The following is a 25,345-nucleotide window of genomic DNA, read 5'->3' as shown; positions in this document are numbered from 1 at the left end:
CCCGGGCGTTCAGTCCTGGAACGCCGCGGCGGCACGCTGCAGCCGGTCCCGCACGCCCGCCCACTCATGCCCTTCGGGCAGCGGCTCGACGTACAGCCGCGCGTAGCCTTCCTTGTCGAGCCGGCGCAGCAGCCGGTAGAGTTCCCGGGCATACGATCTGGCGTCCGTCGGGGCCTGCACCCAGACACAACGGGGATCGCCGGCCGGCGCGGCGGAGACCCAGGCCACGCGCGCGTCTGCCGGCAGCGTCGCGAGATCGCGCGCCAGGGCGCGCGCATCGGCCAGATACAGCGGCGTGCGGGGCGCGTAGTGCGCCTTCAGCGTGCCGGAGGCCCGCGGTGCCGCGGCGTCCGGCGGCAGCGGCGCGACGCCCAGCACGTCGGCCATCATCGCCGGCGTGATCGCGCCCGGGCGCAGCAGCACCGGGCCGACACCCTGGTCCAGCCGCGACAGGTCGACGATCGTCGATTCGATGCCGACCTCGACGCCATCGCCCTCGAGCACATAGACGCTGTCGCCGAATTCCTCGCGTACATGCTGCGCCGTCGTCGGACTGACCTGGCCGAACTTGTTGGCCGAAGGCGCGGCGATGCCGCCGCGGCCGCGCTTGAAGCGCGACAGCAGCGCCTGCGCGACCGGATGCGACGGGCAGCGCAGGCCGATGCTGTCCTGGCCGCCGGCCACGTCGGCCGGGATATGGGATGCGCGCTTCAGGATCAGCGTCAGCGGTCCGGGCCAGAACGCGTCGATCAGGCGCTGCGCGGCCTCGGGCACGTCGTCGGTCCAATGGCCGATGTCGGCGCCGTCGACCACATGGACGATGATCGGATGGTTGGACGGCCGCCCCTTGGCCGCGAAGATGCGCGCCACCGCCTCCGGGTTCTCGGCATCGGCGCCGAGGCCATAGACGGTTTCGGTCGGAAACGCGACCAGCTGCCCGGCCTCGAGCAGGCGCGCGGCCTCGTCGAGTTCGGCGGCGGTCGGCATCCGGGAAGGATGGGAAGCGGCGGCCATCGTCATCACACTGTGCGGAAAACGGTGCGGAAAATCAGGGCGCGATATGCAGCAATTGCAGCGCCGCGTCGAAGGCGCGCTGCGCGTCCTCGGCGCGCTCGCCGACGCAGTTGACGTGGCCCATCTTGCGTCCGGGCCGCGCATCGCTCTTGCCGTACAGATGCAGCTTGGCACCCGGCTGCGCCACCACCGCATCCCAGGCCGGCTCGCGCTCGAGCCCGTATTCGTACCACACGTCGCCCAGCAGGTTCAGCATCTTGCCTGCCGAATGCTGGCGCGTGCTGCCCAGCGGCAGCCGCGCCATCGCGCGCACCTGCTGCTCGAACTGGCTGGTCTCGCACGCATCCATCGTGATATGGCCGGAATTGTGCGGGCGCGGCGCCATCTCGTTGGCGACCAGGCTGCCGTCCTTCAGCACGAAGAATTCGATGCACAGCACGCCGACATAGCCCATCTCGCCGGCGATGGTCGCCGCGGCGGCACGCGCGCGGTCGGCGATCTCGGCCGACACCTGGCGCGACGGCATCACCGTCGAGAACAGGATGCCGTCGCGATGGACGTTCTCGGCCAGCGGCCAGGTCGCCGTCGAGCCATCGGCGCCGCGCGCGGCCAGCACCGACACCTCATAGGCCAGCGGCAGCATCTGCTCGAGCACGCATGGCACATGCTGCATCGCGTTCCAGGCGGCGCGAACGTCGTCGCGGGTCTTGACGCGGGCCTGGCCCTTGCCGTCGTAGCCCATGCGCGCGGTCTTCAGGATGCCCGGCAGCAGCTGGTCGGGCAGCTGGTCGATGTCGGCATCGTGCTGGATCACCCAGTGCGGGGCCGGCGACACGCCGGTGCGCTCGGCGCAGGCGGCGAAGAACTTCTTCTCGCCGATGCGGTTCTGCGCGATCGACACGCAGTGGCCGCGCGGCGCGACGAAGGCGCCGAGCTGCTCCAGCCGCTCCAGCGACATCGACGGCACGTTCTCGAATTCGGTCGAGACCGCCTGGCACAGCTTCGCCATCTCGCCCAGCGCCGCCTCGTCGGTGTAGGTCGCGCAGATATGCCTGTCGGCGACCGCGCCTGCCGGGCTGTCCTGGTCGGGATCGAGCACGCAGACCTTGTAGCCCATCGCCTGCGCGGCGTGCGTGAACATCCGGCCCAGCTGGCCGCCGCCGAGCATGCCGAGCCAGGCGCCGGGCAGGATCGGCGCGTTCGGGCCGCCGACGCCGAATTCGGCGCGCGACTCCGGCGTGTGCGCTTCGATCAGATGGGGATGGATATCGGTGGGCATGCTCGTGCGGATTCCAGGAGAACGGTTCGCGGCCGCCGGCGGCGGCCGCGGGGGCGTGAATCAGTAAAGCCGTAATGCAGTCATTCGATGCCGTATGCGCTCACAGCGGCAACGTCATCGCGCGCGCCGCTTCGGTCTGGCGCGTGCGGAAGGCGTCCAGCGCCGCGGCCAGCGCGTCGTCGGTGGTGGCCAGCGTGGCGATCGCATGCAGCGCGGCATTGGCCGCGCCCGCCTCGCCGATCGCGAAGGTGGCGACCGGCACGCCCTTGGGCATCTGCACGATCGACAGCAGCGAATCCTCGCCGCGCAGGTATTTGGACGGCACCGGCACGCCGAACACCGGCACGATGGTCTTGGCGGCGATCATGCCCGGCAAGTGCGCGGCACCGCCGGCGCCCGCGATGATCGCGCGCAGTCCGCGCGAGCGTGCCGTCTCGGCATAGCGGAACATCTCGTCGGCCATCCGGTGCGCCGAAACCACCTGCGCCTCGAACGGAACGCCGAAATCCTTCAGCATCGCCACCGCGTGCTGCATCACGTCCCAGTCCGAGCTGCTGCCCATCACGACGCCGACCAGCGGCTTGTTTGTCTGGCTCACTTCCAATCCTTGCTTGCGTGGCGTGCCCGCGGCCGCCCGGTTATTGCAGTTCCTGCCCGGTCAGCCGGGTCAGCGCCTCGCGGTACTTGGCCGCGGTCTTGTCGACCACGTCGGCCGGCAGCGCCGGCGCCGGCGCGGTCTTGGGCCACGGCTTGCCGTCGATGCGCACCGCCTCGAGCCAGTCGCGCACGAACTGCTTGTCGAACGACGGCGGGTTGGTGCCGACCTGGTAGGAATCGGCCGGCCAGAAGCGCGACGAATCGGCGGTCAGCACCTCGTCCATCAGCGTCAGCGTGCCGTTCTCATCCAGCCCGAACTCGAACTTGGTGTCGGCGATGATGATGCCGCGCGTGGCGGCGTAGTCGGCCGCCTCCTTGTACAGGCGGATCGAGATGTCGCGCATCTGCGCGGCCAGTTCCTTGCCGATGCGCGCCTCGACCTCGGCGAAGCTGATGTTCTCGTCGTGCTCGCCCATCTCGGCCTTGGCCGCCGGCGTGAAGATCGGCTCGGGCAGCTTCTGCGCGTTCTGCAGGCCGGCCGGCAGCGCGATGCCGCAAACCCGGCCGGTCGCCTGGTAGTCCTTCCAGCCCGAGCCCGCCAGATAGCCGCGCACCACGGCCTCGACCAGGATCGGCTTCAGACGCTTGACGACGACCGCGCGGCCGCGCACCTGCGCGACCTCGTCGGCCTGCACCACCGTCTCGGGCGCAATGCCGGTCTCGTGGTTCGGCACGATATGGGCCAGCTTCTGGAACCAGAAGTTGGCCATCTGGTTCAGCACGCGGCCCTTGCCCGGAATCGGCTCGCCGAGGATCACGTCGAACGCCGACAGCCGATCGGTCGTCACGATCAGCAGCTTGTCGTCGCCGACGGCATAGTTGTCGCGCACCTTGCCATGGCCGAGCAGCGGCAGCGAGCGGATGGAGGACTGATAGAGAGCGTCAGACATAGAAATTGGCCGGCGAGCCGGAGAGAGGGAGAAACAATGAGGGGCTTCGTGCAGTGGCGAAGCCCCATCGGTCGAATCATTGGCCACGCCATGGCGTCGGCCATGACCCGGCCCCCGATGCGTGCAACGCGGGAGGGGCCAGGCCCAGACGGCTTACTGCACCACTTGCGACAGCTTGCCCGACTTGTACTGCTCGGCGATGTCCTTCAGCGCGATCGGCTTGATCTTGCCGGCCTGGCCTTCGCAGCCGAACGCGACATAGCGCGCCTTGCACACCTGCTTGGCCGCTTCGCGGGCCGGCTTCAGGTATTCGCGCGGGTCGAACTTGCTCGGGTTCTCGACGAAGAAGCGGCGGATCGCGCCCGTCATGGCCAGGCGGATATCGGTGTCGATATTGATCTTGCGCACGCCGTACTTGATCGCTTCCTGGATTTCCTCGACCGGCACGCCGTAGGTTTCCTTCATGTCGCCGCCGAACTTGCGGATTTCCTCCAGCAGTTCCTGCGGCACCGACGACGAGCCATGCATCACCAGGTGGGTGTTGGGGATGCGGGCGTGGATTTCCTTGATGCGGCTGATCGCCAGGATGTCGCCGGTCGGCTTGCGGGTGAACTTGTACGCGCCGTGCGAGGTGCCGATGGCAATCGCCAGCGCGTCCAGCTGGGTCGCCTTGACGAAGTCGGCGGCCTGCTCGGGGTCGGTCAGCAGCATCGAGTGGTCGAGCTTGCCTTCGGCGCCGATGCCGTCTTCCTCGCCGGCCTCACCGGTTTCGAGCGAGCCCAGGCAGCCCAGTTCGCCCTCGACGGTCACGCCGACCGCATGGGCCATCTCGACGACCTTGCGGGTCACCTCGATGTTGTAGTCATACTCGGCCGGGGTCTTGCCGTCTTCGCGCAGCGAGCCGTCCATCATCACCGACGAGAAGCCCAGATCGATCGCGCCCTGGCAGATCGCCGGCGACTGGCCGTGGTCCTGGTGCATCACGACCGGGATATGCGGATAGGCCTCGACCGCGGCCTCGATCAGGTGGCGCAGGAAGTGTTCGCCCGCGTATTTGCGGGCGCCGGCGGAAGCCTGCATGATCACCGGCGCATTCACTTCGTCGGCCGCCTGCATGATGGCCTGGACCTGCTCCAGGTTGTTGACGTTGAATGCCGGCAGACCGTAGCCGTTCTCGGCGGCGTGGTCGAGCAACTGGCGCATCGAAACGAGTGGCATGTCAGACTCCTAAGAAAAGAATGGGGTTCTCGGTATTGGATGTTCTTCGGGCTGCCGGGCTGTCGCCGCGGCCCGCCGCTATCGTGGCAACTTTCCGCGGGCCGCGGCACCGGGCTGTGTTCCCCAGCGCACCGTGCGCGCCGTCATGGTTGGCGTCATCGTTCGCGTGATCGTTCGCGTCATCGGCATCGCCTCCTCGCCTCCGGCTTCATGGTCAGGGTGCGGATCCCCATCACAGGCCGACCCGGACGATCTTCAGCGTATTGGTGCCGCCCGGCTGCCCCATCGGCTCGCCGATCGTCAGCACGATGAAATCGCCGCGCTGCACCACGCCCTTGGCAAGCAGCAGCTCCTCGGCCTGTTCCAGCGCGGTATCGCGGTCGCTGCTCGATTCCAGCGGCAGCGCCACCACGTTGCGGTACAGCTGCATCTTGCGCTGCGAGGCCAGGTTCGGCGTCATCGCGTAGATCGGCACATGGATGCGGTGACGGCTCATCCACAACGCGGTCGCGCCCGAATCGGTCAGCGCGGCAATGGCCTTCACTTGCAGATGATAGGCGGTGAACAGCGCGCCCATTGCGATCGACTGGTCGATCCGCGTGAAGGTCTGGTTCAGGAAGTCGGTATCCAGCTGGACCACCTCGGACTTCTCGGCCTCGACGCAGACCGCGGCCATCGCCTCGACGGTCTCGACCGGATAGCGTCCGGCGGCGGTCTCGGCCGACATCATCACGGCGTCGGTGCCGTCGAGCACGGCGTTGGCCACGTCCGACACCTCGGCGCGGGTCGGCACCGGATTGACGATCATGCTTTCCATCATCTGCGTGGCGGTGATGGTCAGCTTGTTGGCCTCGCGCGCGAGCCGGATCATCCGTTTCTGCAGCGCCGGCACCGCGGCGTTGCCCACTTCCACGGCCAGGTCGCCGCGCGCCACCATGATGCCGTCCGAAGCGGCGAGGATTTCCTCGAGCACGCCCGGCCGGATCGCCTCGGCGCGCTCGATCTTGGCGATCATCCGCGCCTTGTGGCCGAACTGCTGGCCCGCCACCGCGGCGAGCTGGCGCGCCATCTCCATGTCGGTGGCGTTCTTCGGGAAGCTGACCGCGATATAGTCGGCGCCCAGCGCCATCGCGGTCTTGATGTCTTCCATGTCCTTGGCCGTCAGCGCCGGCGCCGACAGGCCGCCGCCCTGGCGGTTGATGCCCTTGTTGTTGGACAGGTCACCGCCGACCTTGACGGTGGTGAAGATCTCGTTGCCGATCACGCGGTCGACCACCAGCACGATCAGGCCGTCGTTGAGCAGCAGCAGATCGCCCGGACCGACATCGCGCGGCAGGTCGCGGTAATCGAGGCCGGCGCGCTCCTCGTTGCCGAGCTGGCAGTTGGCGTCCAGCACGAACGGGTCGCCCGCCTTCAGCGTGACCTTGCCGTGCTCGAACTTGCCGACACGGATCTTCGGCCCCTGCAGGTCGGCCATGATCGCGACCTCGCGGCCGCAGGCCTGGGCGGCCTCGCGCACCAGGCGCGCGCGCTCGAGGTGGTCCTCGGCGGTGCCGTGCGAGAAATTGAGCCGCACCACGTCGACCCCGGCCGCAATCATGCGGGTCAGCATCTCGAGCGTGCTGGAAGCGGGGCCGATGGTGGCGACGATCTTGGTCGAACGGGTCATCTGGTTTCCTTGTCCTTGGGGTGTCGCGGCCGTCCGCCGGCGCTCGCCGCCGCGGCGGCCGGCAGACGGCGGGCCTGTGGGGTCAGCCCGCGGCGCGCTGCTCCAGGACTTCGAAGGCCGGCAGCTTCTTGCCTTCGAGGAATTCGAGGAAGGCGCCGCCGCCGGTCGAGATATAGCCGACGCGGTCGGCGATGCCGTACTTGGCGATCGCGGCCAGCGTGTCGCCGCCGCCGGCGATCGAGAACGCCTTCGATTCGGCGATCGCGTCGGCCAGCACCTTGGTGCCGTTGCCGAACTGGTCGAATTCGAACACGCCGACCGGACCGTTCCAGACGATGGTGCCTGCCGCCTTCAGCTGCTCGGCCAGCATCGCCGCGGTGCGCGGACCGATGTCGAGGATCATGTCGTCGTCGGCCACGTCCTTGACGTCCTTGACGGTGGCCGCGGCGTTGGCGCTGAACTCCTTGGCGCAGACCACGTCGACCGGGATCGGCACCGAGGCGCCGCGCGCGGCCATGATGTCGATGATGGCCCTGGCTTCGCCGGCCAGGTCGGGCTCGGCCAGCGACTTGCCGATCTTCAGGCCGGCGGCCAGCATGAAGGTGTTGGCGATGCCGCCGCCGACCACCAGGTTGTCGACCTTGTCGGCGAGCGACTTCAGGATGGTCAGCTTGGTCGAGACCTTCGAGCCCGCGACGATGGCCACCAGCGGACGGGCCGGCTGGCCCAGCGCCTTGCCCAGCGCGTCGATCTCGGCGGCCAGCAGCGGACCGGCGCAGGCGATCGGCGCGTATTTGGCGATGCCGTGCGTGGTGGCCTCGGCGCGGTGGGCGGTGCCGAAGGCGTCGTTGACGTAGATGTCGCAGAGCCTGGCCATCTTCTGCGCCAGCTCGTCGCTGTTCTTCTTCTCGCCCTTGTTGACGCGGCAGTTCTCGAGCAGCACCACCTGGCCGGGCGCGACCTCGACGCCGTCGACCCAGTTCTGCACCAGCTTGACGTCCTTGCCCAGCAGTTCCGACAGGCGCTTGCCGATCGGCGCCAGCGAATCGGACGGCTTGAACTCGCCCTCGGTCGGGCGGCCCAGGTGGGAGGTCACCATCACGGCGGCGCCGGCGTCCAGGCAGGCCTGGATCGCGGGCACGGAGGCGCGGATGCGGGTGTCCTCGGTGATGTTGCCGGCGTCGTCCTGCGGCACGTTGAGGTCGGCGCGGATGAACACGCGCTTGCCGGACAGTTTGCCTTGGGAAATCAGGTCGGATAGACGCAGGACAGAGGTCATGGCTCTTGCGGGAAAGATCGGAAAAACCGGCATTTTACCTGAAGGGGGACCCCCTTTTGCGCAATTGCAACGGGGTTGCGACGCCTGGGGCACAAAGGCAGGTGAAACCCTCATCACATCGTGCTGACGACCCTGCGGCAAAGCCGTACCATAGCTGCTCGGCCACCGCAGACGCCCCGGCGCGCTGCCCTCGAGAAGCCGTCCAATCCCAATCAAGAAGAAACAAGAAGTTGGAAAGCCGACCGGGCCGTCACTAGAGCCCGGCAGCGCGTTGCTTTGTCGTCGGAACAGGGGAAGTCGATGAACCAAGGGGAAGTCCATGGCGCAAACCATGGGCGGCGCCAGCCTTTGCACGTGCCGCCCGACGCCTGCCGCACCAACGGATCGACCGGGTCGGCCAGGTCGTTCGGGTCGCTCGGGTCAATGCGGAGGCCGCAATGACCGATAGCGACATCCACGACACCATCCGCGGACTCTACGAGGGCATCGTGGATCCGCAGGCGTGGCAGCGCAGCCTGCAGAACCTGCGCCGCGCCAGCGGCAGCACCCAGATGGGCATGGTCGTGCTGGACAAGCGCAGCGACCGCATGTCGGTGATCGAACTGGCCAATCCGGTGGAAGGACTGGCCCAGGCCTACCAGCAGACCTTTCAGGCGCTGGACCCGGGGCGCTCGTTTACGCCGCGGATGCCGCTTGGCGGCTGGTACATCGACGCGCGCGAGCTCGGTGTCGGCACCCTCTCGCGGCACCCTTTCTACCGCGACTTCCTGCATCGCTACGGCATGGGCTCGGTGATGGCCTGCCTGGTCGACCGCCAGCCCTATTACGAGGTCTTTTTCTCGCTGCAGCGGCCACTGGACGGCCCGCTGTTCGCGCCCGAGGACGCGCGCGCGCTGGACTGGGCGATTCCCCACATCCGGCAAGCGATGGCGCTGCGCGAGCGCACCAGCGCGCTGACCGCGCTGCAGCGCCTGTCGATGCAGCTGCTGGACCAGCTGGCGTTCGGCGTGATCGTCTTCACCGCGGATGCGCGCGTGCTGCTGCACAACGGCGAGGGCGAGGCCTGGGTGCGCCGGCTGGTGCCCAACCCGGCCGCCCCGCGCACGGGCACGGGTACGGGCATGGGCGACGAATGGACGCTGTCGCGCCCGTTCGCCGCGATGGTCCGCGCCGCCTGCGATGCCAGCGCGCCGGTGCCCGCCCAGGCGGCGATGGCGCAATCGCGCCAGGGCGCCCGTGCGCAGGTCGTCGTGCTGCCGCTGCCGCCGTCGCACGCGCTGGGCCAGGCCTGGCAGCAGCCGGCCGCGCTGGTCGCGATCCACGACGCCCGCGGCAGCTCACCCCTTCTGCCCCAGGTACTGCGCGATCTTTACGGACTGACGCCGGCCGAGATGCGGCTGGCGACGCTGCTGACTACCGGCATCGGGCTGCCCGAGGCCTGCGAGCAGCTGCAGATCGGCCGCGAGACCAGCAGGACGCAGCTGAAGTCGGTGTTCATCAAGACCGGCACCAACAGCCAGGCCCAGCTGTCGCACCTGCTGACCCAGCTGAGCGCCACGCTGAAGGCGCCAGTGGCCGAACCGAACGGCGCGTCCTGAGATCAGGCCAGCAGCCGCAATGCCGTGTAGACCGCCATGCCGACCGCGATCATGCCGAGCATCCTGCGGGTGGCCAGATAGAACAGCGCGGCGGCGATGCCGGCGATCAGCTTGTAGTTTTCCAGGCCGACGGTGAAATGGCCCTGCCAGGTCATCAGGTCGGGCAGGATGATGGCCGCCAGCGCGGCCGCGGGCGCGTAGCGCAGCGCCCGCTGCAGCCGGTCGGGCAGGCTGACGTGCTCGCCCGCCATCAGGAACAAGGCCCGCGTGACGATGGTCACCACCGCCATGCCGACCAGCGCGATCCAGATCTGCCAGTGGCTCATGCCCGGTCCTCCGCCGACGAAGCGGCATGGCTGGCATGGCCGCCAGCGTTGTTGTCTGTCTTGTGATTGACGTGTGGAGGGTCCGTGTCGGCTGCCCTGTCCCGTCGCCGCTTGCGTTCGATGCCGCGCAGCGCGGCGCGGGCCGCCATCTGGTCGCTGGCCATGCCGGCCGCGATCGCCCCAGCCACCGCCACCACCAGCCCGAGCCGGTACGGCAGGTCGAAGAAGAACAGCGCCAGCACCGCGGACACCGCGACCGCCATCAGTGTCGAGCGCGAATTGATCGTCGACACCATCACCGGAATCAGCGCCAGCGTGCCGGCCAGCGCCAGTCCCCAGCTGTCCGGGAACAGGCTCGCCAGCAGGATGCCCGCCAGCGACGACACCTGCCACATCACGAAGTTGACCAGCGCCATGCCCCAGAAATAGCCTTCCTTGCCGGGCTCGTAGCCCGGCGCCTGGTAGCGCTGCATGAAGAAGACGAAATGCAGGTCGCCGTTGAACGACCCCAGCACAGTTCGGCGCCACAGCGGCAGATAGCTGAAATGCGGCTGCAGCGCGGCGCTGAAGATCACGAAGCGCAGGTTGACCACGGCCGCGGTCAGCCAGATCGTCCACAGCGGCATGCCGGCGGCGAACAGCGGCAGTACCGCCAGCTGGGCCGAGCCGGCATAGACCAGCAGGCTCATGCCGATCGCCTCGGGCACCGTCATCACCGACTTGCTCATCGCGACGCCCGTTACCAGCCCCCACGAGAACGTGGCGGGCAGCGACGGCGCGAATCGGCGCGCGCCGGCCAGGAAGCCGGTGCGCTCGGCGGGCGGGAAACGGGTCCAGAAATGGTGCAGGACGCCTTGCGTGGCACGATGCCAAAGGCGCAACCAGGCCGGGGGCCGAGGGGAAGTCATGGAGCGGATGCGGTGAGGATCCGGCCGATCGCGCGACGGCGCGGCACCATTCCCGGCGCCGCGCCGGCATCGCCGGACACCCCGCCGCGAGCGCGGCGGGTAAGGCGCCATTATAGGGCCTGGCGCACATCGGGTAAGTGGCTGCTTAAATCCGCGGAACGCAGCCAGTGCAGCGTTCGGCCGGCTATTCGGCGACGTCCGCCGGCAGCGCCGCGCGCATCGCCTCCGCATCCCGCGCCGGTGGCGCGCCAAACAGGCGCCGGTATTCCCGCGTGAACTGCGGCACGCTCTCGTAACCGACGGCAAAGGCCGCGCTGCTGGCCGTGATGCCATCGGCCAGCATCAGCCGGCGCGCTTCGATCAGCCGCAGCTGCTTCTGGAACTGCAACGGCGACAGCGACGTGACAGTACGGAAGTGCTGGTAGAACGACGACGGGCTCATGCCGGCGGCCGCGGCCAGCCGCTCCATCGGCAACGGCTTCGCGAAGTCCTCGCGCAGCACCGCCACGGCGCGCGCCACGCGGCGCGCATTGCCTTCCGGCCATCCCAGTTCGCGGATCGCCGCGCCATGCCGGCCGGCCAGAAGCCAGTAATGCAGCTCACGAACGCGCTGCGCGTGCAGCACCGGAACCGCCTCCGGCCGCTCGACCAGACGCATCAACCGCAGCGCGGCGTCGGCGACCTCGGCATCGGTAGGCTGGTAGCGAACCGCCAAGCCGCCCGCCGCCGGCAGCGCCTGCATCTGCATCGCCAGTTCGGCGATCACGGCCGGCTCCAGATCCAGCACCAGCGATAGATACGGCGCCTCGCGGCTGGCCCGGCTGACCTGGCTGACGGTCGGCACGTCGGCGGTAATCAGCAGCGAGTCGCCCGCCTCGAAGGTGAACGTCTGCGAGCCAATGGTGACCTGCTTGCTGCCTTGAAGCACCAGACAGACCAGCGGCCGAGCGATCGCATGGACCAGTCCGCTGGGCGAGGTCGCCCGGATCGTGGTCAGGCCCGGCACTGGCGTTTGGGCAAGGCCGTCGGGATCGGCGTAGGCGTCCGTGTAGCGGCGGACGGCATCGAGCAGCTCGGCGTTCATGCGCGCAGCATAGCGTTGCTCCGCCGCGATGGCGAACCGGCTCGGAGATTCAGGCAAGAAAGCGGGAGGAATTGACAAAGACTATCGAGACGCGAACTCCAATAATTCGAAGCACCACCAACCGAACCACAGGAGTTCTCGCCATGAACAGCATTGCCCTCGTGACAGGTGCCAGCCGCGGGCTGGGCCGAGCCACCGCCATCAGCATTGCCCGCAGCGGCGGCGATGTCATCGTGACCTACCAGCGCCGTGCCGACGAGGCCAACGCCGTCGTCGCCGAGATCGAGGCCATGGGCCGCAAGGCCCGCGCGCTGCAGCTCGACACCGGCGACGTCGGCAGCTTCGCCGCATTCGCACAAGCGCTGGGCGTTGCGCTGCGCGAGACCTGGCAGCGCGACAGCTTCGACCATCTGGTCAACAACGCCGGCCACGGCGACCATGCGCTGATCGCCGACACTACGGAGGCGCAGTTCGACGCGCTGGTCAACGTGCATTTCAAGGGCGTCTATTTCCTGACGCAGACGCTGCTGCCGCTGATCCGCGACGGCGGACGCATCGTCAACCTGTCCAGCGGGCTGACGCGCGTGTCCTTCCCCGGCTACGCCGCGTACGCGGCGGTCAAGGGCGCGGTGGAAGTGCTGACGCGGTATATGGCGAAGGAACTGGGCGCGCGCGGCATCGCGGTCAATACCGTCGCCCCGGGCGCGATCGAAACCGACTTCGGCGGCGGCGCCGTCCGCGACAATCCCGAGATCAACAAGCTGTTCGCGGAAATGACCGCGCTGGGCCGCGCCGGCGTGCCGGACGATATCGGACCGATGATTGCGAGCCTGCTGTCGGAGAGCCACCGCTGGGTCAACGCCCAGCGGATCGAGGTGTCGGGCGGTCAGGGAATCTGAGGCGACTATCTTTTGACGTCATGCGCGCTCGTCGGCCATTCCCTGCGCAAGCAGGCGAAAACCCGGCGTGCGTGCTGCGGCGGCATCAAACGTCGCGACCCATTCGCATGCCGCGGCGTGGCACGTCCGTTCGATCAAACAGTCCGCAAAATCGGCGGTGGACGTCGCATACGATTGGAGGGCTTTGCGAACCGTTTCGGGCGATTCGACCACCAGTTCGCGCGACTCCAATATGCCTTGAACGATGGCCGCAATGCCGTTTCGCTTGACCTCGAAGCGCCGCGTCATTACCCATACCAGTTCGACGAGCGCGACGATCGGCACGTAGCCGCGTCGCTCGGGACTCAAGCCCTCCAGCAGGGCGCTGGCGACAGGAGACTGCAGTGGATCGTCCTGCGCGAAATATCGGACCAGGACGTTGGTATCAATTCCGATCACCGGCCGACGCTCCCTGTTCCGCGATTGCCGCGTTCATGTCGTCGACCGAAACGGGTTTGTCCGGCTTCGGTAAAACACCCTTCAGCCGCTTGACCGACTGACTGGCTGGAATTACCTCGTAGTTGCCTGTGGCTTCGTTCATTACAAACTCCACGCGATCGCCTGCCGACAAGCCCAACCTGTCCCGAACCTCAGCAGGAAGGGTGACTTGCCCCCTCGAAGTCATCGTGACCGATGGCATGTGCTTACCTCCTGTCGATCCGTTACCAACATTCGCATTGAACGCCAGTGGACCGCGGGCAGCAAGCGGGCGATTGTGGAGCCGGAACGCTCGCCAGACTTCCAGAAAGAACGGCGCTCCTCAGGAAACGGGCCGTCGCACAGGCAGCGCGGCCCGAAGTCCTGATCATCAATCGATCGACGCTCCCACCGTCTTGACGACGTTCGCCCACTTCTGGCGGTCGGCCTTGACCGTGGCGCGGAACTGGTCGACGGTTTCGACGCGCGGCGTGTTGCCCGCGTCGACCAGCTTCTGGCGCACCGCCGGGTTTTCCAGCGCGACGCGCACGGCCTCGTTGACCTTGCGGGCGATCTGCGGGTCCAGGCCCTTGGGACCGAAGAAGCCGAACCAGATCGTGCTGTTGTAGTTGGGCACGCCGCTCTCGGCGATGGTCGGCACATCGGGGATCACGGGCACGCGCTTGGCGGTGGTCACGCCCAGCAGCCTGACCTTGCCGGCGCGGTATTGCGGCAGCACGCTCTGCACCTGGTTGAAGATGCAGCAGACCTCGCCCTTGAGCACGGCCTGCAGCGCGTCGGGGCCGCCCTTGTACGGCACGTGGACCATGTCCAGGCCCGCGCGCGCGTTGAATTCGGCGAAGGCCAGATGGGTGCCGGTGCCGTTGCCGGTCGACGCGTAGTTGTACTTGCCCGGGTTGGCCTTGACCTTCTCGATGAATTCCTTGACCGACTTGACGTCGAGTACCGCCGGATTGACGGTCAGCACGTTGGAGACCTCGACCAGCGGCGCGATCGGCGTGAAGTCGGCCTCGGCGTCGAACGGCAGGTTCTTGTACAGCGCCGGGTTGATGCCATGGGTAGCGGCGGTGCCCAGCAGCAGCGTATAGCCGTCGGGCTTGGCATGGGCGACCACTTCGGAGGCGACGTTGCCGCCGGCGCCCGGCCGGTAGTCGTACAGGATCGTGGTCTTCAGCGACTTCTGCAGCGAGTCCTGCAGCGTGCGGCCGACCATGTCGACGCCCGAGCCGGCGGTAAAGCCCATCAGGATGGTGATCGGCTTGTTGTCGGGCCAGTTGCCCGGGCCCTGCGCGTGCGCGGACGGTGCCAACGACAGGCAGGCGAGGCTGCCCAGGCTGGCCAGGGTGGCGGCAAGACGGGTCACGAGGCGGCGGGTCGAAGTGCGGGTCATGGCGGCGGAAAGTCCAAAAAACCAGAACGGGAAGGTGCGGTCCCTGGCGGGCATGTGCGGCGGGGTCCGGATTCCAAAGCAAGTACGATACCAACGAATCGCCACTTTCCAAACGATTGAGTTCGCTTGAGCGTATGCCCTGACGATATAAGCGGGGCCCGACCGCTGGCGGAACACCCCACCATCGTTGGCCTGGTGCCGCGTTCCCGCCGCCATCCCGCCGCCATCCCGCCGCTTCCTTGCACCCGCGCCGCGTTGGCACGGGGTGTGGCGGGGCTTACAATGTCGCCTTTGCACCTTTTTGACGTTTTTGCGGGAGACGAGCATGTCGATGGCCGATCGTGACGGAAAGATCTGGATGGATGGCAAGTTGATCGACTGGCGCGACGCCAAGATCCACGTGCTGACCCATACCCTGCACTACGGCATGGGCGTATTCGAGGGTGTGCGCGCCTACAAGACGCCGGCCGGCACCGCGATCTTCCGGCTGAAGGAGCACACCCGCCGGCTGTTCAATTCCGCCAAGATCTTCCAGATGGAGATCCCGTTCGACCAGGCAACCCTGGAGGCGGCGCAGCGCGAGGTGGTCAAGGCCAACCAGCTCGAGTCCTGCTATATCCGCCCGCTGGTCTGGATCGGCTCGGAAAAGCTCGGCGTCTCCGCGCGCGGCAACACGATCCACGTGGCGATCGCCGCCTGGCCCTGGGGCGCCTACCTGGGCGAGGAAGGCATGGAGCGCGGCATCCGCGTCAAGACCTCGTCGTTCACCCGCCATCACGTCAACGTGTCGCTGGTACGCGCCAAGGCCAGCGGCTACTACATCAACTCGATCCTGGCCAACCAGGAGGCCACGAGCCTGGGCTACGACGAGGCGCTGCTGCTCGACACCGACGGCTATGTCAGCGAAGGCTCCGGCGAGAACGTCTTCATCGTGCGCAACGGCGTGATCTACACCCCGGACCTCGCCTCCTGCCTGGACGGCATCACCCGCGACGCGACGCTGACGATCGCGCGCGACCTGGGCATCGAAGTCCGCGAGAAGCGCATCACCCGCGACGAGATGTACTGCGCGGACGAAGCGTTCTTCACCGGCACCGCGGCCGAAGTCACGCCGATCCGCGAGCTCGACGACCGCATCATCGGCGAAGGCCGCCGCGGGCCGATCACCAAGCAGATCCAGGACGCCTTCTTCGCCGCGGTCGGCGGCACCAACGAGAAGTACCAGCACTGGCTGACCCTGGTCTGATGCCGGCGGCCCGGCGGCCATCGGCGCCGGGCCTGCCGCAGCACCAGCCGGACCCCCCATCTGACTAGACTGACCCCGCAACACCATGACGCAAACCGCAAACGTCGTCGAAATCGGCGCCGAAGACCTCCCGCTGCACTGCCCCACCCCCAATACGCCGACCTGGAACTACCATCCGCGCGTGTTCCTCGATGTGGCGGACACCGGCCAGGCCAAGTGCCCGTACTGCGGCACCGTCTACCAGCTCAAGCCGGGCACCGTGCTGAAGGGCCACCACTGATCGCCCGCTCGTCCGTTGCCGGCGGCGGCCACGCTGATGTGGCCGCGTGGCCGGCCGGCACCGAACGCCCCGTTTTCCTCTCGCCGCTCTGCCGCCCCGCCAACCCGCGGGGCGGCACGGCGGCGCCTTGCTTATGAACAAAGCCCTCGTCATCGCGCCCAACTGGATCGGCGACGCCCTGATGGCGCAGCCGCTGTTAGCGCTGCTCAAGCAACGCCATCCGCGCCTGGCCATCGATGCGCTCGCGCCGAAATGGGTCGCGCCCGTGCTCGCGCGCATGCCCGAGATCGGGCGCGTGTTTCCCAGCGACCTGGCGCACGGCAAGCTGCAGCTGTCGGCCCGGCTGATGTTCGCGCAGCAGCTGAAGAACGAAGGCTACGACGTCGCCTACGTGCTGCCCAACTCGCTGAAGTCCGCGCTGATCCCGTGGCTGGCCGGCATTCCGCTGCGCGTGGGCTACCGCGGCGAGGCGCGCTTCGGCCTGCTGAACATCCGGCACGCCAATCCGCCGAAGGACAAGCGTCCGCCGATGGTCGAGCACTACGCGCGATTGGCCCTCAAGCCCGGCGCGCGACTGCCCGAGGCGCTGCCCGAGCCGCGGCTGCGCGTCGATCCGGCACGCGTGGTCAAGACCGCCGAGCGCTTCGACATCGCGCCGCAAACCCGGCTGATCGCCTTCTGCCCCGGCGCCGAATACGGTCCGGCCAAGCGCTGGCCCGCCGCGCATTTCGCCGAGCTGGCGCAGATGCTGCGCCGCTCGTACCCGTACACGCAGATCGTGACGCTGGGCTCGGCCAAGGACGGCGAGATCGCCGCCGAGATCTGCGCCGGCGCGCCGTTCGTGCGCAATCTGTGCGGCCAGACCTCGCTGGACGACGCGGTCGACCTGCTGGCGCTGGCCGAGGCGGCGGTCTGCAACGACTCCGGCCTGATGCACGTGACGGCGGCCCTGAACCGGCCGCAGGTCGCGGTATTCGGCTCCAGCGATCCCCGCCATACGCCCCCGCTGTCACAGGCAGCGAGTATCATGTGGCTCCAGCTCGAGTGCAGCCCCTGTTTCCAGCGCGAATGTCCGCTCGGCCATCTGCGCTGCCTCAGGGAGATCGAGCCGGAAATGGTGTTCGTGGAGCTGCGCAAGCTGCTGCACCGGCCTTGATCCGTAGCGAACACCGCGCGCCGGCGCCGCGCCACCAGGCGGGCCCGGCGCCGCTGATTGACCCGCGATGGCCGTCCCGCACAGATCGACCGACACGGCGACTGGGACGGCTTCGATTCATGGCCCGGCCTGCCGGCGGGGCCCACCGACCGATCCCGCCATGCCTCGCTTCGCCCGCCTGTTCGATTCCGCCGAAGACATCCTGGAAGCCTTTCGCGAGGCATTGAAGCTGCGCGATGCCGAAGGCGCGCTGAAACTGTGGCTGGACGAGGATTCGATCACCTGCGTGATGCCCGACGGCCAGCGGCTGATCGGCCACGATCATCTGCGCCAGGCCTTCCTGCAGCTGCTGGACCGCCAGCCGGTGCTGATCGACGTGCTCGAGAGCAGCAGCCATTCGACGCTGGGCGTCTCGATCTTCGACGTGACCGAGGCACTGCGCTTCGCCACCGACCGCGTCGAGGCCGACCTGTACGTGCACACCACCTACGTGCTGATGCAGAACCACGAGGGCTGGCGCCTGGCGCATATCCATTGCAGCCCGGCCAACGCGGCGCAGGTCGCGATCTCGACCGCGACGGCCAAGCAGGCCCTGCACTGAACCACCCGGGAAGCGCCCGGCATCGGAGCGCCCGCCGCCATGTCCCGCCCCGCCGACCTGATCCGGCATCCGTCCTCGCCATTGCCCGACCCGCACGGGTTCGACGCCCACGCGCGCATGCCGTGGTGGCTGCGCGACGGCCATAGCCAGACCATCATCCCGGCCCGGCTGACGCGCCGGCCGCGCGTGAGCTTCCGCCGCGAACGCTGGGACACGCCCGACGGCGACTTCATAGACCTGGACTGGACCACGCATCCGGTCGCCCCCGGCGCCCCGCTGCTGGTGCTGTTCCACGGGCTCGAGGGCAACTCGACCAGCCACTACGCGCAGGCGATGATGGCCGCGCTGCGCGAGCGCGGCTGGCAAGGCGTGATCCCGCATTTCCGCGGCTGCTCGGGCGAGCTGAACCTGGCGCCGCGCTTCTACCATTCCGGCGACTACGAAGAGATCGACTGGGTGCTGCGGCGGCTCGCGCAGCGGCATGCGGGCGGCGGCCGGCGGCTGTACGCGCTCGGCATCTCGCTCGGCGGCAATGCGCTGCTGCGCTATCTGGGCGAGGCGCAGTCGAGCGCCGGCTTCGTGGACGGCGCCGCCTCGGTGTCCGCGCCGCTCGATCTGGCGGGCGGCGGCGCGGCGCTGTCGCGCGGCTTCAACCGCGTCTATACGCAGATGTTCCTGCGGACGCTCAAGCGCAAGTCGCTGGACAAGCTGGCCCAGTTTCCGGGCCTGTTCGACCGCGCCGCGCTGCTGGCCAGCCGCGATCTCTATGCCTTCGACAACGTGGTCACCGCCCCGCTGCACGGCTTTCGCGATACCGACGACTACTGGGCCCGCGCCGCCAGCAAGCCGGTGCTGCGCCATATCGCCGTGCCGACGCTGGTGCTGAACGCGCGCAACGATCCCTTCCTGCCGGCGCGCTATCTGCCCGGCCCGGGCGACGTCAGCGGCCTGGTGCTGCTCGACCAGCCCGAGCATGGCGGCCACGTCGGCTTTCTGGCACCGCCGCGCGACTGGCGGCGGCATCTTCCGCTGTCGTCGTTGCTGCCGGGCGGCGGCCATGTCGACTGGCTGCCGGCGCGGGTGCTGCGATTCTTCGATAGCCTGGGCTGACAGGTTCTACGCTGGAATCGGCATCGCGGCGATGTACCGCGCGCCTCCCGCGAGATGCGGCGCACGCAAGGAGTTCAACAGGAGACGAGCATGGACGAGATCGTCAAGCAGGCGATGGCCCGCTGGCCCAATGTCCCCTACTGCTATGGCTGGCTCGCGCTGGACCGGCGCGGCCAATGGCGCCTGCGCAACGAATACGCGCAGCAGCATGGCCTGTCCGGCGATCCGCTGCGGCATCCGGCGCTGGTCGGCTTCATCGAACGCAACTATCTGCGCGACGAGCATGGCGCGTGGTTCTTCCAGAACGGGCCGCAGCGCGTATTCGTCGAACTCGCCTATGCGCCGTGGGTGGTGCGCCTGCACGAGGGCCAGTTCCATACCACGTCGCAGCGGGCCTTCACGCCGCGCTGCTGCCATGCCGACGAGCACGGCAATGTGGTGCTGGCCGGCGAGATCGACGGGGAGACCGGTGTGCACGCGGCGCTGCTGCACGACCACGATCTCGACGCGTTCAGCGGCAGTTGCGACTGGCACGGCGAGGCCTGCGGCACGGACCTTGGCATGTTTCATTTCGGTGGCCGCGATCTGCCGATCGAGCCGATCGCCGAGGCCGAGGTGCCGCGGCGCTTCGGCTTCGTGCGGCAGCCGCGGCCGGCGCCGCAGCAGGGGCAGGAACCGCCGCCGCCGAACTGACCGCGCTTGCCGTCGCGTTCCCGCAGGGACAACCGCGGCGGCTCAGTTCGGGATGCCCTTGTTGTCCTGGCGTTCTTCCCGATACTGGCGCTCGAGCTGGTGCAGCCGCGCATCGACCTCGGACAGCGTATAGAAGTCGCCGTCGCCGGCCTTGCGCGCGATCTGCAGCTGTTCGATCGCGGCCTGATAGGCGCCGTCGCGCGCGTATTTCTCGGCCAGCGCCTGATGCTGCTGCACGCGCTTGCCCTGCGCCGCGTAGGCACGCGCCAGCAGCTCCCACCATTCGGCGCGCGCGCTTTCCTCGCGGGTGCGCGAACGCAGGAAGGTCACCAGCTCGTCGGCGCGGCCGGCGCCCAGCAGCGTCTCCGCATACGACAGCGCGACCGCGTGCGACAAGGGGAAGGTCTTCATCGAGGCCAGCGCCTGGCGCACCGCGTCCGGCACGCGGCCCTGCCCGCGCGCCAGTTCGATTGCCATCACGTCCAGCATCGGGCTGCCCGATGACGCGCCCGGGATATTGCCGTACAGCCGGCGCGCCTCGGCCAGCGCCTGCTCGGCCTGCACCAGCCGGCCCAGCCGCTGCTCGGCGAAGGCAATGCCGTAGTAAATCGCAGGCAGCCGCATCGGCGACGCGCTGGACAGCTGCGCCTGCAGCGCGCCGCGCGCGTTCTGGATGTCGGTGGGATTGGCTTCCTGCAGGATGCGCGCGCGCACCCGCGCGAACTCGTACTCGGGCGTGCTGCCGACCTTGCGCACCGGAAGATGGCTGGCGCGGTCCTGCATGTCGGCGATCCGCTCGGAGGTCAGCGGGTGGGTGCGCACATAGGACGGCACCGAGCTCTCCGAGATGCCGGTAACCCGCTGCAGCCGGCGGAAGAAGTCGGGCATGCCCTGCGGATCGAAGCCCGCGGCCGACAGGATCTGGAAGCCGACCCGGTCGGCCTCGCGCTCGGCGCCGCGCGAGAACGACAGCTGATTGGCCAGCGCCGCGCCCTGCCCGCCCATCGCCAGCGCGGCGGCGGCATCGGGGCTGCGGGTCGCCGCCAGCCCGGCCAGCACCATCGACGCCAGCGCGATCCACATCGATTGATCCTGGCTGGTGATGCCGCGCGCGATATGACGTTGCGTGACGTGGCCGATCTCGTGGCCGAGCACCGACGCCAGTTCCGACTCGGTCTCCGACTGCACCAGCAGGCCGGTATGCACGCCGATATAGCCGCCGGGCAGCGCAAACGCGTTGATGGTCCGGTCGCGCACGGCGAAGAGTTCGAAGCCCGTCGCGAAGGTGCCGCCGCCGGTGGTGCCGGCCAGGTTCTGGCGGCGGGCGGCCTGGATCAGCTTGTAGCCGAGCGCATTCAGATAATCGGCCAGCAGCGCATCGGTGACGTACTGCGGATCGCGGCGGATATCGCGCATGATGCGGTCGCCCAGCCGCTTCTCCATGTCCGGCGACAGCGCCGCGGTCGACGGATCGCCCATGTCCGGCAGCTGGATGCCGTTGCTCTCGACCACCGGATTGCCGCTGCGCAGGCCGAAGTCGGACCGCTGTCCGGCCTTCACGCTGCGGTTCAGGTTGTCGTAGACCTGATCGCTGGCGTCACCGCCCAGGCCCGGCAGCGCCGGCGCGATCGAGGGCACTGCCTTGCCCGCCGGCGCCGAGGCGGCCTGGGGCCAGGCGGGCGTGGCAAGCGCCAGCATCAGCAGCGCGGCCAGCGGGCGATGCAGCGCCGGATGGCGGGGACCGGCATGGCGCGATTCGGGCGTCGCGCGTGGGCGTCCGGCGGCGCAAGCATCGGCGCAAGCATCGGCGCAAGCATCGGCGGGCGGAACGGGCCGGGCGACGGGGCGGAAAATCAGCATGTTGCTATGATAGCGGCCTGGCGCGACCGTTCCGCGCCCGCCGCCGCGCCTGCCGCGCTGTCCGGCCTTTCCAGAATTCCCTCGGTTTCCCTCGTTTCCCTCGGTCCTCTCTCGCTTCAACCCCGAACCCTGCGACGCCAACCATGAGCAAGCTCACTCACTTCGATACCGCCGGCCAGGCACACATGGTGGATGTCGGCGGCAAGGACGCCACCCATCGCGTGGCGATCGCGACCGGCACCATCACGATGGCGCCCCAGACCTTCGCGCTGGTCCGCGACGGCACCGCAAAGAAGGGCGACGTGCTCGGCATCGCGCGCATCGCCGGCATCATGGCCACCAAGCGCACCGCCGACCTGATTCCGCTGTGCCATCCGCTGGCGCTGACCAAGGTCGCGCTCGACTTCGCGCTCGACGAGGCGGCCAGCAGCGTGCGCTGCACCGTGCGCGCCGAGACGCGCGGACAGACCGGCGTCGAAATGGAAGCGCTGACTGGCGTGCAGGTCGCGCTGCTGACGATCTACGACATGTGCAAGGCCGCCGACCGCGGCATGGTAATGGGCGACATCCGCCTGCTGGAGAAGCATGGCGGCAAGTCGGGGGATTGGGTGGCGCAGTGAGGCGGCAGCAGCGGCAAGGGGCGGCAAGGGGCCGGCAAGCAGCAGAGCAAGCTGTATCGGGCCCGCAAAGCGAGCCTTCCCGGCTTCCCTGCTAGCGGCGCAGGCCGAAGGCCGCGACGTGACGGCCGACGGGCATGTTGGCCGCGGCCAGCAGCGCGTCGGCGAGCAGATCCTGCCCTTCCGGGCTCAGGTGGATCTCGTCGAGATAGGCCACGTCGCGCGCCCGGCGCTCTGCGTCGCGCATGCTGACGATCGGCACCTCGTATTCCTCGCACAGCCGCGAGAAGGCTTCCAGACCGGCGGGCAGGCCGGCGCCGTCCAGTTCGTGGCGCTCGTAGTGCTGCACCAGCCGGACCTGCAGGCCGGCGCGCTTCGCCATCACGATCAACTCCGCCAGATCGCGCAGCGAGGCGGCGCGGTCGGCATCGGTCGATTCGCGCGGCGGTCCCGACGATTGGTCCAGTCCCAGATAGGCGGGCAGATAGCGGGTGGCACCCTCCACCAGCGCCGACAGCGGCGGTTGCGACGGGTGGGTGTCCTGCCGCAGCGGCGCGAAGGTCGGCACATCGCCATAGTCGGCGCCGTTGACGACGATGATCGCGGTATCGGCGTCGAGAAAGCCGAAGCGCCGCGCATAGGCCAGCCAGTTGCCCGGCCCCCAGCTGAACGCGGCGACGTTGCCGACGGTCGCCACCTTGCCGTCCTGCCCCAGCCGCGCGCGCAGTTGCTCGGTGGCCAACCGGCCCTGGTCGACCTGCGCGCCGCCGTTGACGACCGAATCGCCGAACACCAGCACGCGCCGCTCGCCGGGAGCGCGCTTCTTCGGCTCGAAATCCTCCGAGCGCATGCCGAAGCGGTTGACCACATAGCGATGGCCGAAGCGCTTCACGCGCTGGTTGGGCTTGAGCAGGTATTCGATTTCGGGGTCGGCCTGATACAGCGGCGGATCGCCCAGCCCAAGGCCGGCGCGCGCCAGCACCTCGGTGGTGATGACGGCCACCAGCGCGAGCACAGCCGCCGTCAGAATCCCGCGCTTGCCAATCCGCATTCGTCCCTCCCGTGTGACACAGGCACCGGGCGAGTCTATGGGCCGGAACTGGCGTGACAAATCGTGCCGACGGATGAAATGCCGCAGACCCGTGCTTCTACGGAAACGGCGGCCTCCGCCGCTTGCCGCAGCGCGGCATTCCCCCTTTCGGCTACCGCCCTACCGCGGTATCGGTCCGGCGGCCTGGTGTTGCCGGACCCACTCGCAGAATTCCTGCGGCCGACGGGTGGCACCGACGCCGTCGCAATAGCCGGCGACCCGCGCGAACTGGTCGGCCTCGTCGCCGCGATAGTAGTAGCGCAGCCGCTCCAGCCATTCGCGGCCCCGCTCCGGCTCGCCGTTCAGCGCCAGCAGCCAGGCCCCGCGCGCGATCATCGTCGGTGTCGGCAACAGGTGGAGCGCGGCGATGTGTGGCGGCAGCCAGGCATCGGCGCCGTCGGCAGTCAGCGGAGCCAGTTCGGCCCGGTGGGCCTCCGCGTGCTGGCCGAACCACAGCTTCGGCGCCGGCAAGGTGTCGACCCGCGCCGAACTGGCGTACTCGCGGGCCTCGACGCGGCGGTAGTCCTGCCACATGGTCGCGAGCACCAGCGCGGCTGCTACGCCGACCACCGCGGAGCCGGCCGTCGCCAGCGCGGGCGGCATCCGGGCCACCGTCAGCGCGGCCGGCTCGAGCCATCCCAGCAGGAAACAGAAGGGCAGCAGGAAATACAGGTAGTGCAGCGGGTACTCGAGCATCGAATGCGCGCACAGCATCGCCAGCCAGGTCAGCGCCGCTGCAGTGCGGGCGCGCTCGGCCGTATCCGCCCGCCACAGCCGCGCGCGCACCACGCGCCACAGCCATGCGGCAAGGAACACCGCGACACCGGCGGTGCCGACGACGCCGGTCTTGGCGAGCAGATCCAGCACGGCGTTGTGCGCATGCAGCGACATCTCGACGACGATGCCCAGCCGCGCCAGCTGTTCGAACTGTGCCCAGCCGAATTCGCCCCAGCCGACGCCGAACCACGGATGCGCGACGAACATCGCCCACGCGTGCGACCACAGCGCGCCGCGCGCGGAGATCTGGTCGCCGGCCTGCAGTTGCGCCATGGTGTCGAACAGCGACCACCCGAACGCCTGCCCCGCCGCCTTGATGACCGGTTGCAGCAACATCAGCATCGCGACCAGCGCCGCGGCGGCGAACACCAGCCCGGCGGGACCGCGCAGGCTCCAGCGTCTCGATGCCGACGCCGATGGCGCATCCTCCGCCGAGCGCGCCAGCCAGGCCGCGACCAGCGCATAGCAGGCGGCCAGCCCGACATGCAGCACGCCGGTGCGTGAGCCGGACAGCACAACGCCGCTTTCGATCAGCGCCACCGCGACGAGCCACGGCACCGCACGCAGCTTGCCGCGCGAGGCCAGCCAGACCGACGCCGCCAGCGCGAGGCCGTGGACGGTCGCCTGGTGGTTGGGCTGGTTCAGATTGCCCCACAACCGGCGGTTGGTCTCGTAGAAGTAGTCGGACACGAGCCCCAGGCTGTCGCTCTCGAGGCGGAACAATTGCACCCATTGGGCCAGCGTGCCGAACAGCCCGGCCGCCAGCCAAGCCGTGGCGACCGCGGTCAGCACCGCGTCGGCATCGAGCGCGCGGCGATAGCGATGGCCGGCCCAGATGGTGCCCGCGCCGAGCAGCAAGGCAGCCAGCGTCAGGCCGCGGCTGCCCGTCACGTCAGGCTGGCCGGCCAGCGTGGCGCCCGCGCCCAGCGCGATCAGCCACAGGCAGAATGCGGTCACCAGCGGGATGCCGCCGGGCGAGGTGGGCGAGGTGGGCGTGGTAGTGGCAAAGTCAGCGGCGGCAGTACCCGTGGCTGGTGCCGGCGGACGCAAGGTCGCCGACCACAGCACCAGCGCGACGAAGGCCAGCGCCGACGCCCACTCGCCGTAGAAGGTCGCCAGCGGCAACGTATGTCTGGACACCAGCGGCGGCAACGCGACGGCCATCGCCAACAGCGGGCACGCGCACTCCAGCGCAATGTTCCTGCGCAAATTCACATTCGATTCCCG

At 68.8% G+C, this 25,345-nt stretch carries 25 protein-coding genes; 9 read left to right on the top strand and 16 right to left on the bottom strand.

Annotation, left to right across the window (positions count from 1 at the left end; genetic code table 11):
* Window positions 1-9: 9 nt before the first annotated feature.
* From LRR16_RS18055 to LRR16_RS18025, 7 genes are all read right to left on the bottom strand, one after another.
* Window positions 10-987, bottom strand: a complete 978-nt coding sequence (locus tag LRR16_RS18055; RefSeq protein ID WP_232206747.1) for an L-threonylcarbamoyladenylate synthase — start codon at window positions 985-987, stop codon at window positions 10-12.
* A gap of 61 nt (window positions 988-1,048) precedes the next feature.
* On the bottom strand, window positions 1,049-2,293 hold the full coding sequence (locus LRR16_RS18050; RefSeq protein WP_232206729.1) for a 5-(carboxyamino)imidazole ribonucleotide synthase: 1,245 nt from the start codon (window positions 2,291-2,293) through the stop codon (window positions 1,049-1,051).
* Between the two features lie 100 nt (window positions 2,294-2,393).
* Window positions 2,394-2,891, bottom strand: a complete 498-nt coding sequence (purE, locus tag LRR16_RS18045; protein WP_006577368.1) for a 5-(carboxyamino)imidazole ribonucleotide mutase — start codon at window positions 2,889-2,891, stop codon at window positions 2,394-2,396.
* 40 nt (window positions 2,892-2,931) lie between these two features.
* Window positions 2,932-3,840 carry a phosphoribosylaminoimidazolesuccinocarboxamide synthase gene (locus tag LRR16_RS18040; protein ID WP_006577367.1) on the bottom strand — a complete coding sequence of 303 codons (909 nt, stop codon included), beginning with the start codon at window positions 3,838-3,840 and terminating at the stop codon, window positions 2,932-2,934.
* Between the two features lie 153 nt (window positions 3,841-3,993).
* Window positions 3,994-5,058, bottom strand: coding sequence for a class II fructose-bisphosphate aldolase (fba, locus tag LRR16_RS18035; protein ID WP_023263746.1), 1,065 nt, complete (start codon window positions 5,056-5,058; stop codon window positions 3,994-3,996).
* 232 nt (window positions 5,059-5,290) lie between these two features.
* Window positions 5,291-6,727, bottom strand: a complete 1,437-nt coding sequence (pyk, locus tag LRR16_RS18030; RefSeq protein WP_232206728.1) for a pyruvate kinase — start codon at window positions 6,725-6,727, stop codon at window positions 5,291-5,293.
* An 82-nt stretch (window positions 6,728-6,809) separates the two neighbouring features.
* The gene (locus LRR16_RS18025; RefSeq protein WP_232206727.1) at window positions 6,810-8,006 is read right to left on the bottom strand and encodes a phosphoglycerate kinase; all 1,197 of its coding nucleotides are present in this window, start codon (window positions 8,004-8,006) and stop codon (window positions 6,810-6,812) included.
* Window positions 8,007-8,443: 437 nt separating this feature from the next.
* Here LRR16_RS18025 and LRR16_RS18020 point away from each other — a divergent pair, with 437 nt between their 5' ends.
* Window positions 8,444-9,604, top strand: coding sequence for a helix-turn-helix transcriptional regulator (locus LRR16_RS18020; RefSeq protein ID WP_232206726.1), 1,161 nt, complete (start codon window positions 8,444-8,446; stop codon window positions 9,602-9,604).
* Between the two features lie 2 nt (window positions 9,605-9,606).
* Here LRR16_RS18020 and LRR16_RS18015 read toward each other — a convergent pair whose 3' ends face one another.
* The 3 genes from LRR16_RS18015 to LRR16_RS18005 form a co-directional block, all read right to left on the bottom strand.
* A complete protein-coding gene (locus tag LRR16_RS18015; protein WP_006575853.1) occupies window positions 9,607-9,930 on the bottom strand; it encodes an AzlD domain-containing protein in 324 nt (107 codons plus the stop codon).
* Window positions 9,927-10,838, bottom strand: a complete 912-nt coding sequence (locus tag LRR16_RS18010) for an AzlC family ABC transporter permease (protein WP_043437886.1) — start codon at window positions 10,836-10,838, stop codon at window positions 9,927-9,929. Before LRR16_RS18010 ends, LRR16_RS18015 begins: the two co-directional genes overlap by 4 nt.
* Window positions 10,839-11,022: 184 nt before the next feature.
* Entirely contained in the window at window positions 11,023-11,922 is a 900-nt protein-coding gene (locus tag LRR16_RS18005; protein ID WP_232206725.1) for an AraC family transcriptional regulator, read from the bottom strand.
* Window positions 11,923-12,065: 143 nt separating this feature from the next.
* On the opposite strand from LRR16_RS18005, the gene LRR16_RS18000 reads away from it, so the two are divergent.
* Window positions 12,066-12,821, top strand: a complete 756-nt coding sequence (locus LRR16_RS18000; RefSeq protein ID WP_232206724.1) for an SDR family NAD(P)-dependent oxidoreductase — start codon at window positions 12,066-12,068, stop codon at window positions 12,819-12,821.
* A gap of 18 nt (window positions 12,822-12,839) precedes the next feature.
* On the opposite strand, the gene LRR16_RS17995 is transcribed toward LRR16_RS18000, so the two are convergent.
* The 3 genes from LRR16_RS17995 to LRR16_RS17985 form a co-directional block, all read right to left on the bottom strand.
* Window positions 12,840-13,259 (bottom strand): type II toxin-antitoxin system VapC family toxin, encoded by a 420-nt coding sequence (locus LRR16_RS17995; RefSeq protein ID WP_232206723.1) that lies wholly within the window; start codon window positions 13,257-13,259, stop codon window positions 12,840-12,842.
* Entirely contained in the window at window positions 13,246-13,500 is a 255-nt protein-coding gene (locus tag LRR16_RS17990) for an AbrB/MazE/SpoVT family DNA-binding domain-containing protein (protein WP_006575848.1), read from the bottom strand. Before LRR16_RS17990 ends, LRR16_RS17995 begins: the two co-directional genes overlap by 14 nt.
* A 168-nt stretch (window positions 13,501-13,668) precedes the next feature.
* Window positions 13,669-14,688: a tripartite tricarboxylate transporter substrate binding protein gene (locus LRR16_RS17985; RefSeq protein WP_006575847.1), complete on the bottom strand. Its 1,020-nt coding sequence runs from the start codon at window positions 14,686-14,688 to the stop codon at window positions 13,669-13,671.
* A 325-nt stretch (window positions 14,689-15,013) separates the two neighbouring features.
* Here LRR16_RS17985 and LRR16_RS17980 point away from each other — a divergent pair, with 325 nt between their 5' ends.
* From LRR16_RS17980 to LRR16_RS17955, 6 genes are all read left to right on the top strand, one after another.
* Window positions 15,014-15,934: a branched-chain amino acid transaminase gene (locus LRR16_RS17980; RefSeq protein WP_006575846.1), complete on the top strand. Its 921-nt coding sequence runs from the start codon at window positions 15,014-15,016 to the stop codon at window positions 15,932-15,934.
* An 85-nt stretch (window positions 15,935-16,019) separates the two neighbouring features.
* A complete protein-coding gene (locus LRR16_RS17975) occupies window positions 16,020-16,214 on the top strand; it encodes a zinc-finger domain-containing protein (RefSeq protein WP_006575845.1) in 195 nt (64 codons plus the stop codon).
* A gap of 133 nt (window positions 16,215-16,347) precedes the next feature.
* Complete coding sequence (gene waaF, locus LRR16_RS17970) at window positions 16,348-17,370, top strand: lipopolysaccharide heptosyltransferase II (RefSeq protein WP_232206722.1); 1,023 nt, start codon at window positions 16,348-16,350, stop codon at window positions 17,368-17,370.
* A gap of 160 nt (window positions 17,371-17,530) precedes the next feature.
* Window positions 17,531-17,971, top strand: coding sequence for a nuclear transport factor 2 family protein (locus LRR16_RS17965; protein WP_023263743.1), 441 nt, complete (start codon window positions 17,531-17,533; stop codon window positions 17,969-17,971).
* Window positions 17,972-18,088: 117 nt separating this feature from the next.
* The gene (locus LRR16_RS17960) at window positions 18,089-19,081 is read left to right on the top strand and encodes a YheT family hydrolase (RefSeq protein ID WP_023263742.1); all 993 of its coding nucleotides are present in this window, start codon (window positions 18,089-18,091) and stop codon (window positions 19,079-19,081) included.
* Between the two features lie 90 nt (window positions 19,082-19,171).
* Window positions 19,172-19,774, top strand: a complete 603-nt coding sequence (locus LRR16_RS17955; RefSeq protein WP_232206721.1) for a DUF2946 family protein — start codon at window positions 19,172-19,174, stop codon at window positions 19,772-19,774.
* A gap of 42 nt (window positions 19,775-19,816) precedes the next feature.
* Here the strand turns inward: LRR16_RS17955 and LRR16_RS17950 are convergent, their stop codons facing one another.
* Window positions 19,817-21,634, bottom strand: a complete 1,818-nt coding sequence (locus LRR16_RS17950) for a M48 family metalloprotease (RefSeq protein ID WP_370646847.1) — start codon at window positions 21,632-21,634, stop codon at window positions 19,817-19,819.
* Between the two features lie 143 nt (window positions 21,635-21,777).
* Here LRR16_RS17950 and moaC point away from each other — a divergent pair, with 143 nt between their 5' ends.
* Window positions 21,778-22,254 carry a cyclic pyranopterin monophosphate synthase MoaC gene (moaC, locus tag LRR16_RS17945; RefSeq protein WP_064576433.1) on the top strand — a complete coding sequence of 159 codons (477 nt, stop codon included), beginning with the start codon at window positions 21,778-21,780 and terminating at the stop codon, window positions 22,252-22,254.
* Window positions 22,255-22,345: 91 nt separating this feature from the next.
* On the opposite strand, the gene LRR16_RS17940 is transcribed toward moaC, so the two are convergent.
* Window positions 22,346-23,302 (bottom strand): hypothetical protein, encoded by a 957-nt coding sequence (locus tag LRR16_RS17940; RefSeq protein ID WP_232206720.1) that lies wholly within the window; start codon window positions 23,300-23,302, stop codon window positions 22,346-22,348.
* Window positions 23,303-23,461: 159 nt separating this feature from the next.
* On the bottom strand, window positions 23,462-25,282 hold the full coding sequence (locus LRR16_RS17935; protein WP_232206745.1) for a PglL family O-oligosaccharyltransferase: 1,821 nt from the start codon (window positions 25,280-25,282) through the stop codon (window positions 23,462-23,464).
* Window positions 25,283-25,345: the final 63 nt, after the last annotated feature.

The sequence above is a fragment of the Cupriavidus sp. UGS-1 genome (assembly GCF_021213615.1).
In the GTDB taxonomy this organism is placed as follows: Bacteria; Pseudomonadota; Gammaproteobacteria; order Burkholderiales; family Burkholderiaceae; genus Cupriavidus.
Note: the sequence above shows the minus strand (reverse complement) of the source record. Positions and strands in the feature narration are given on the sequence as shown.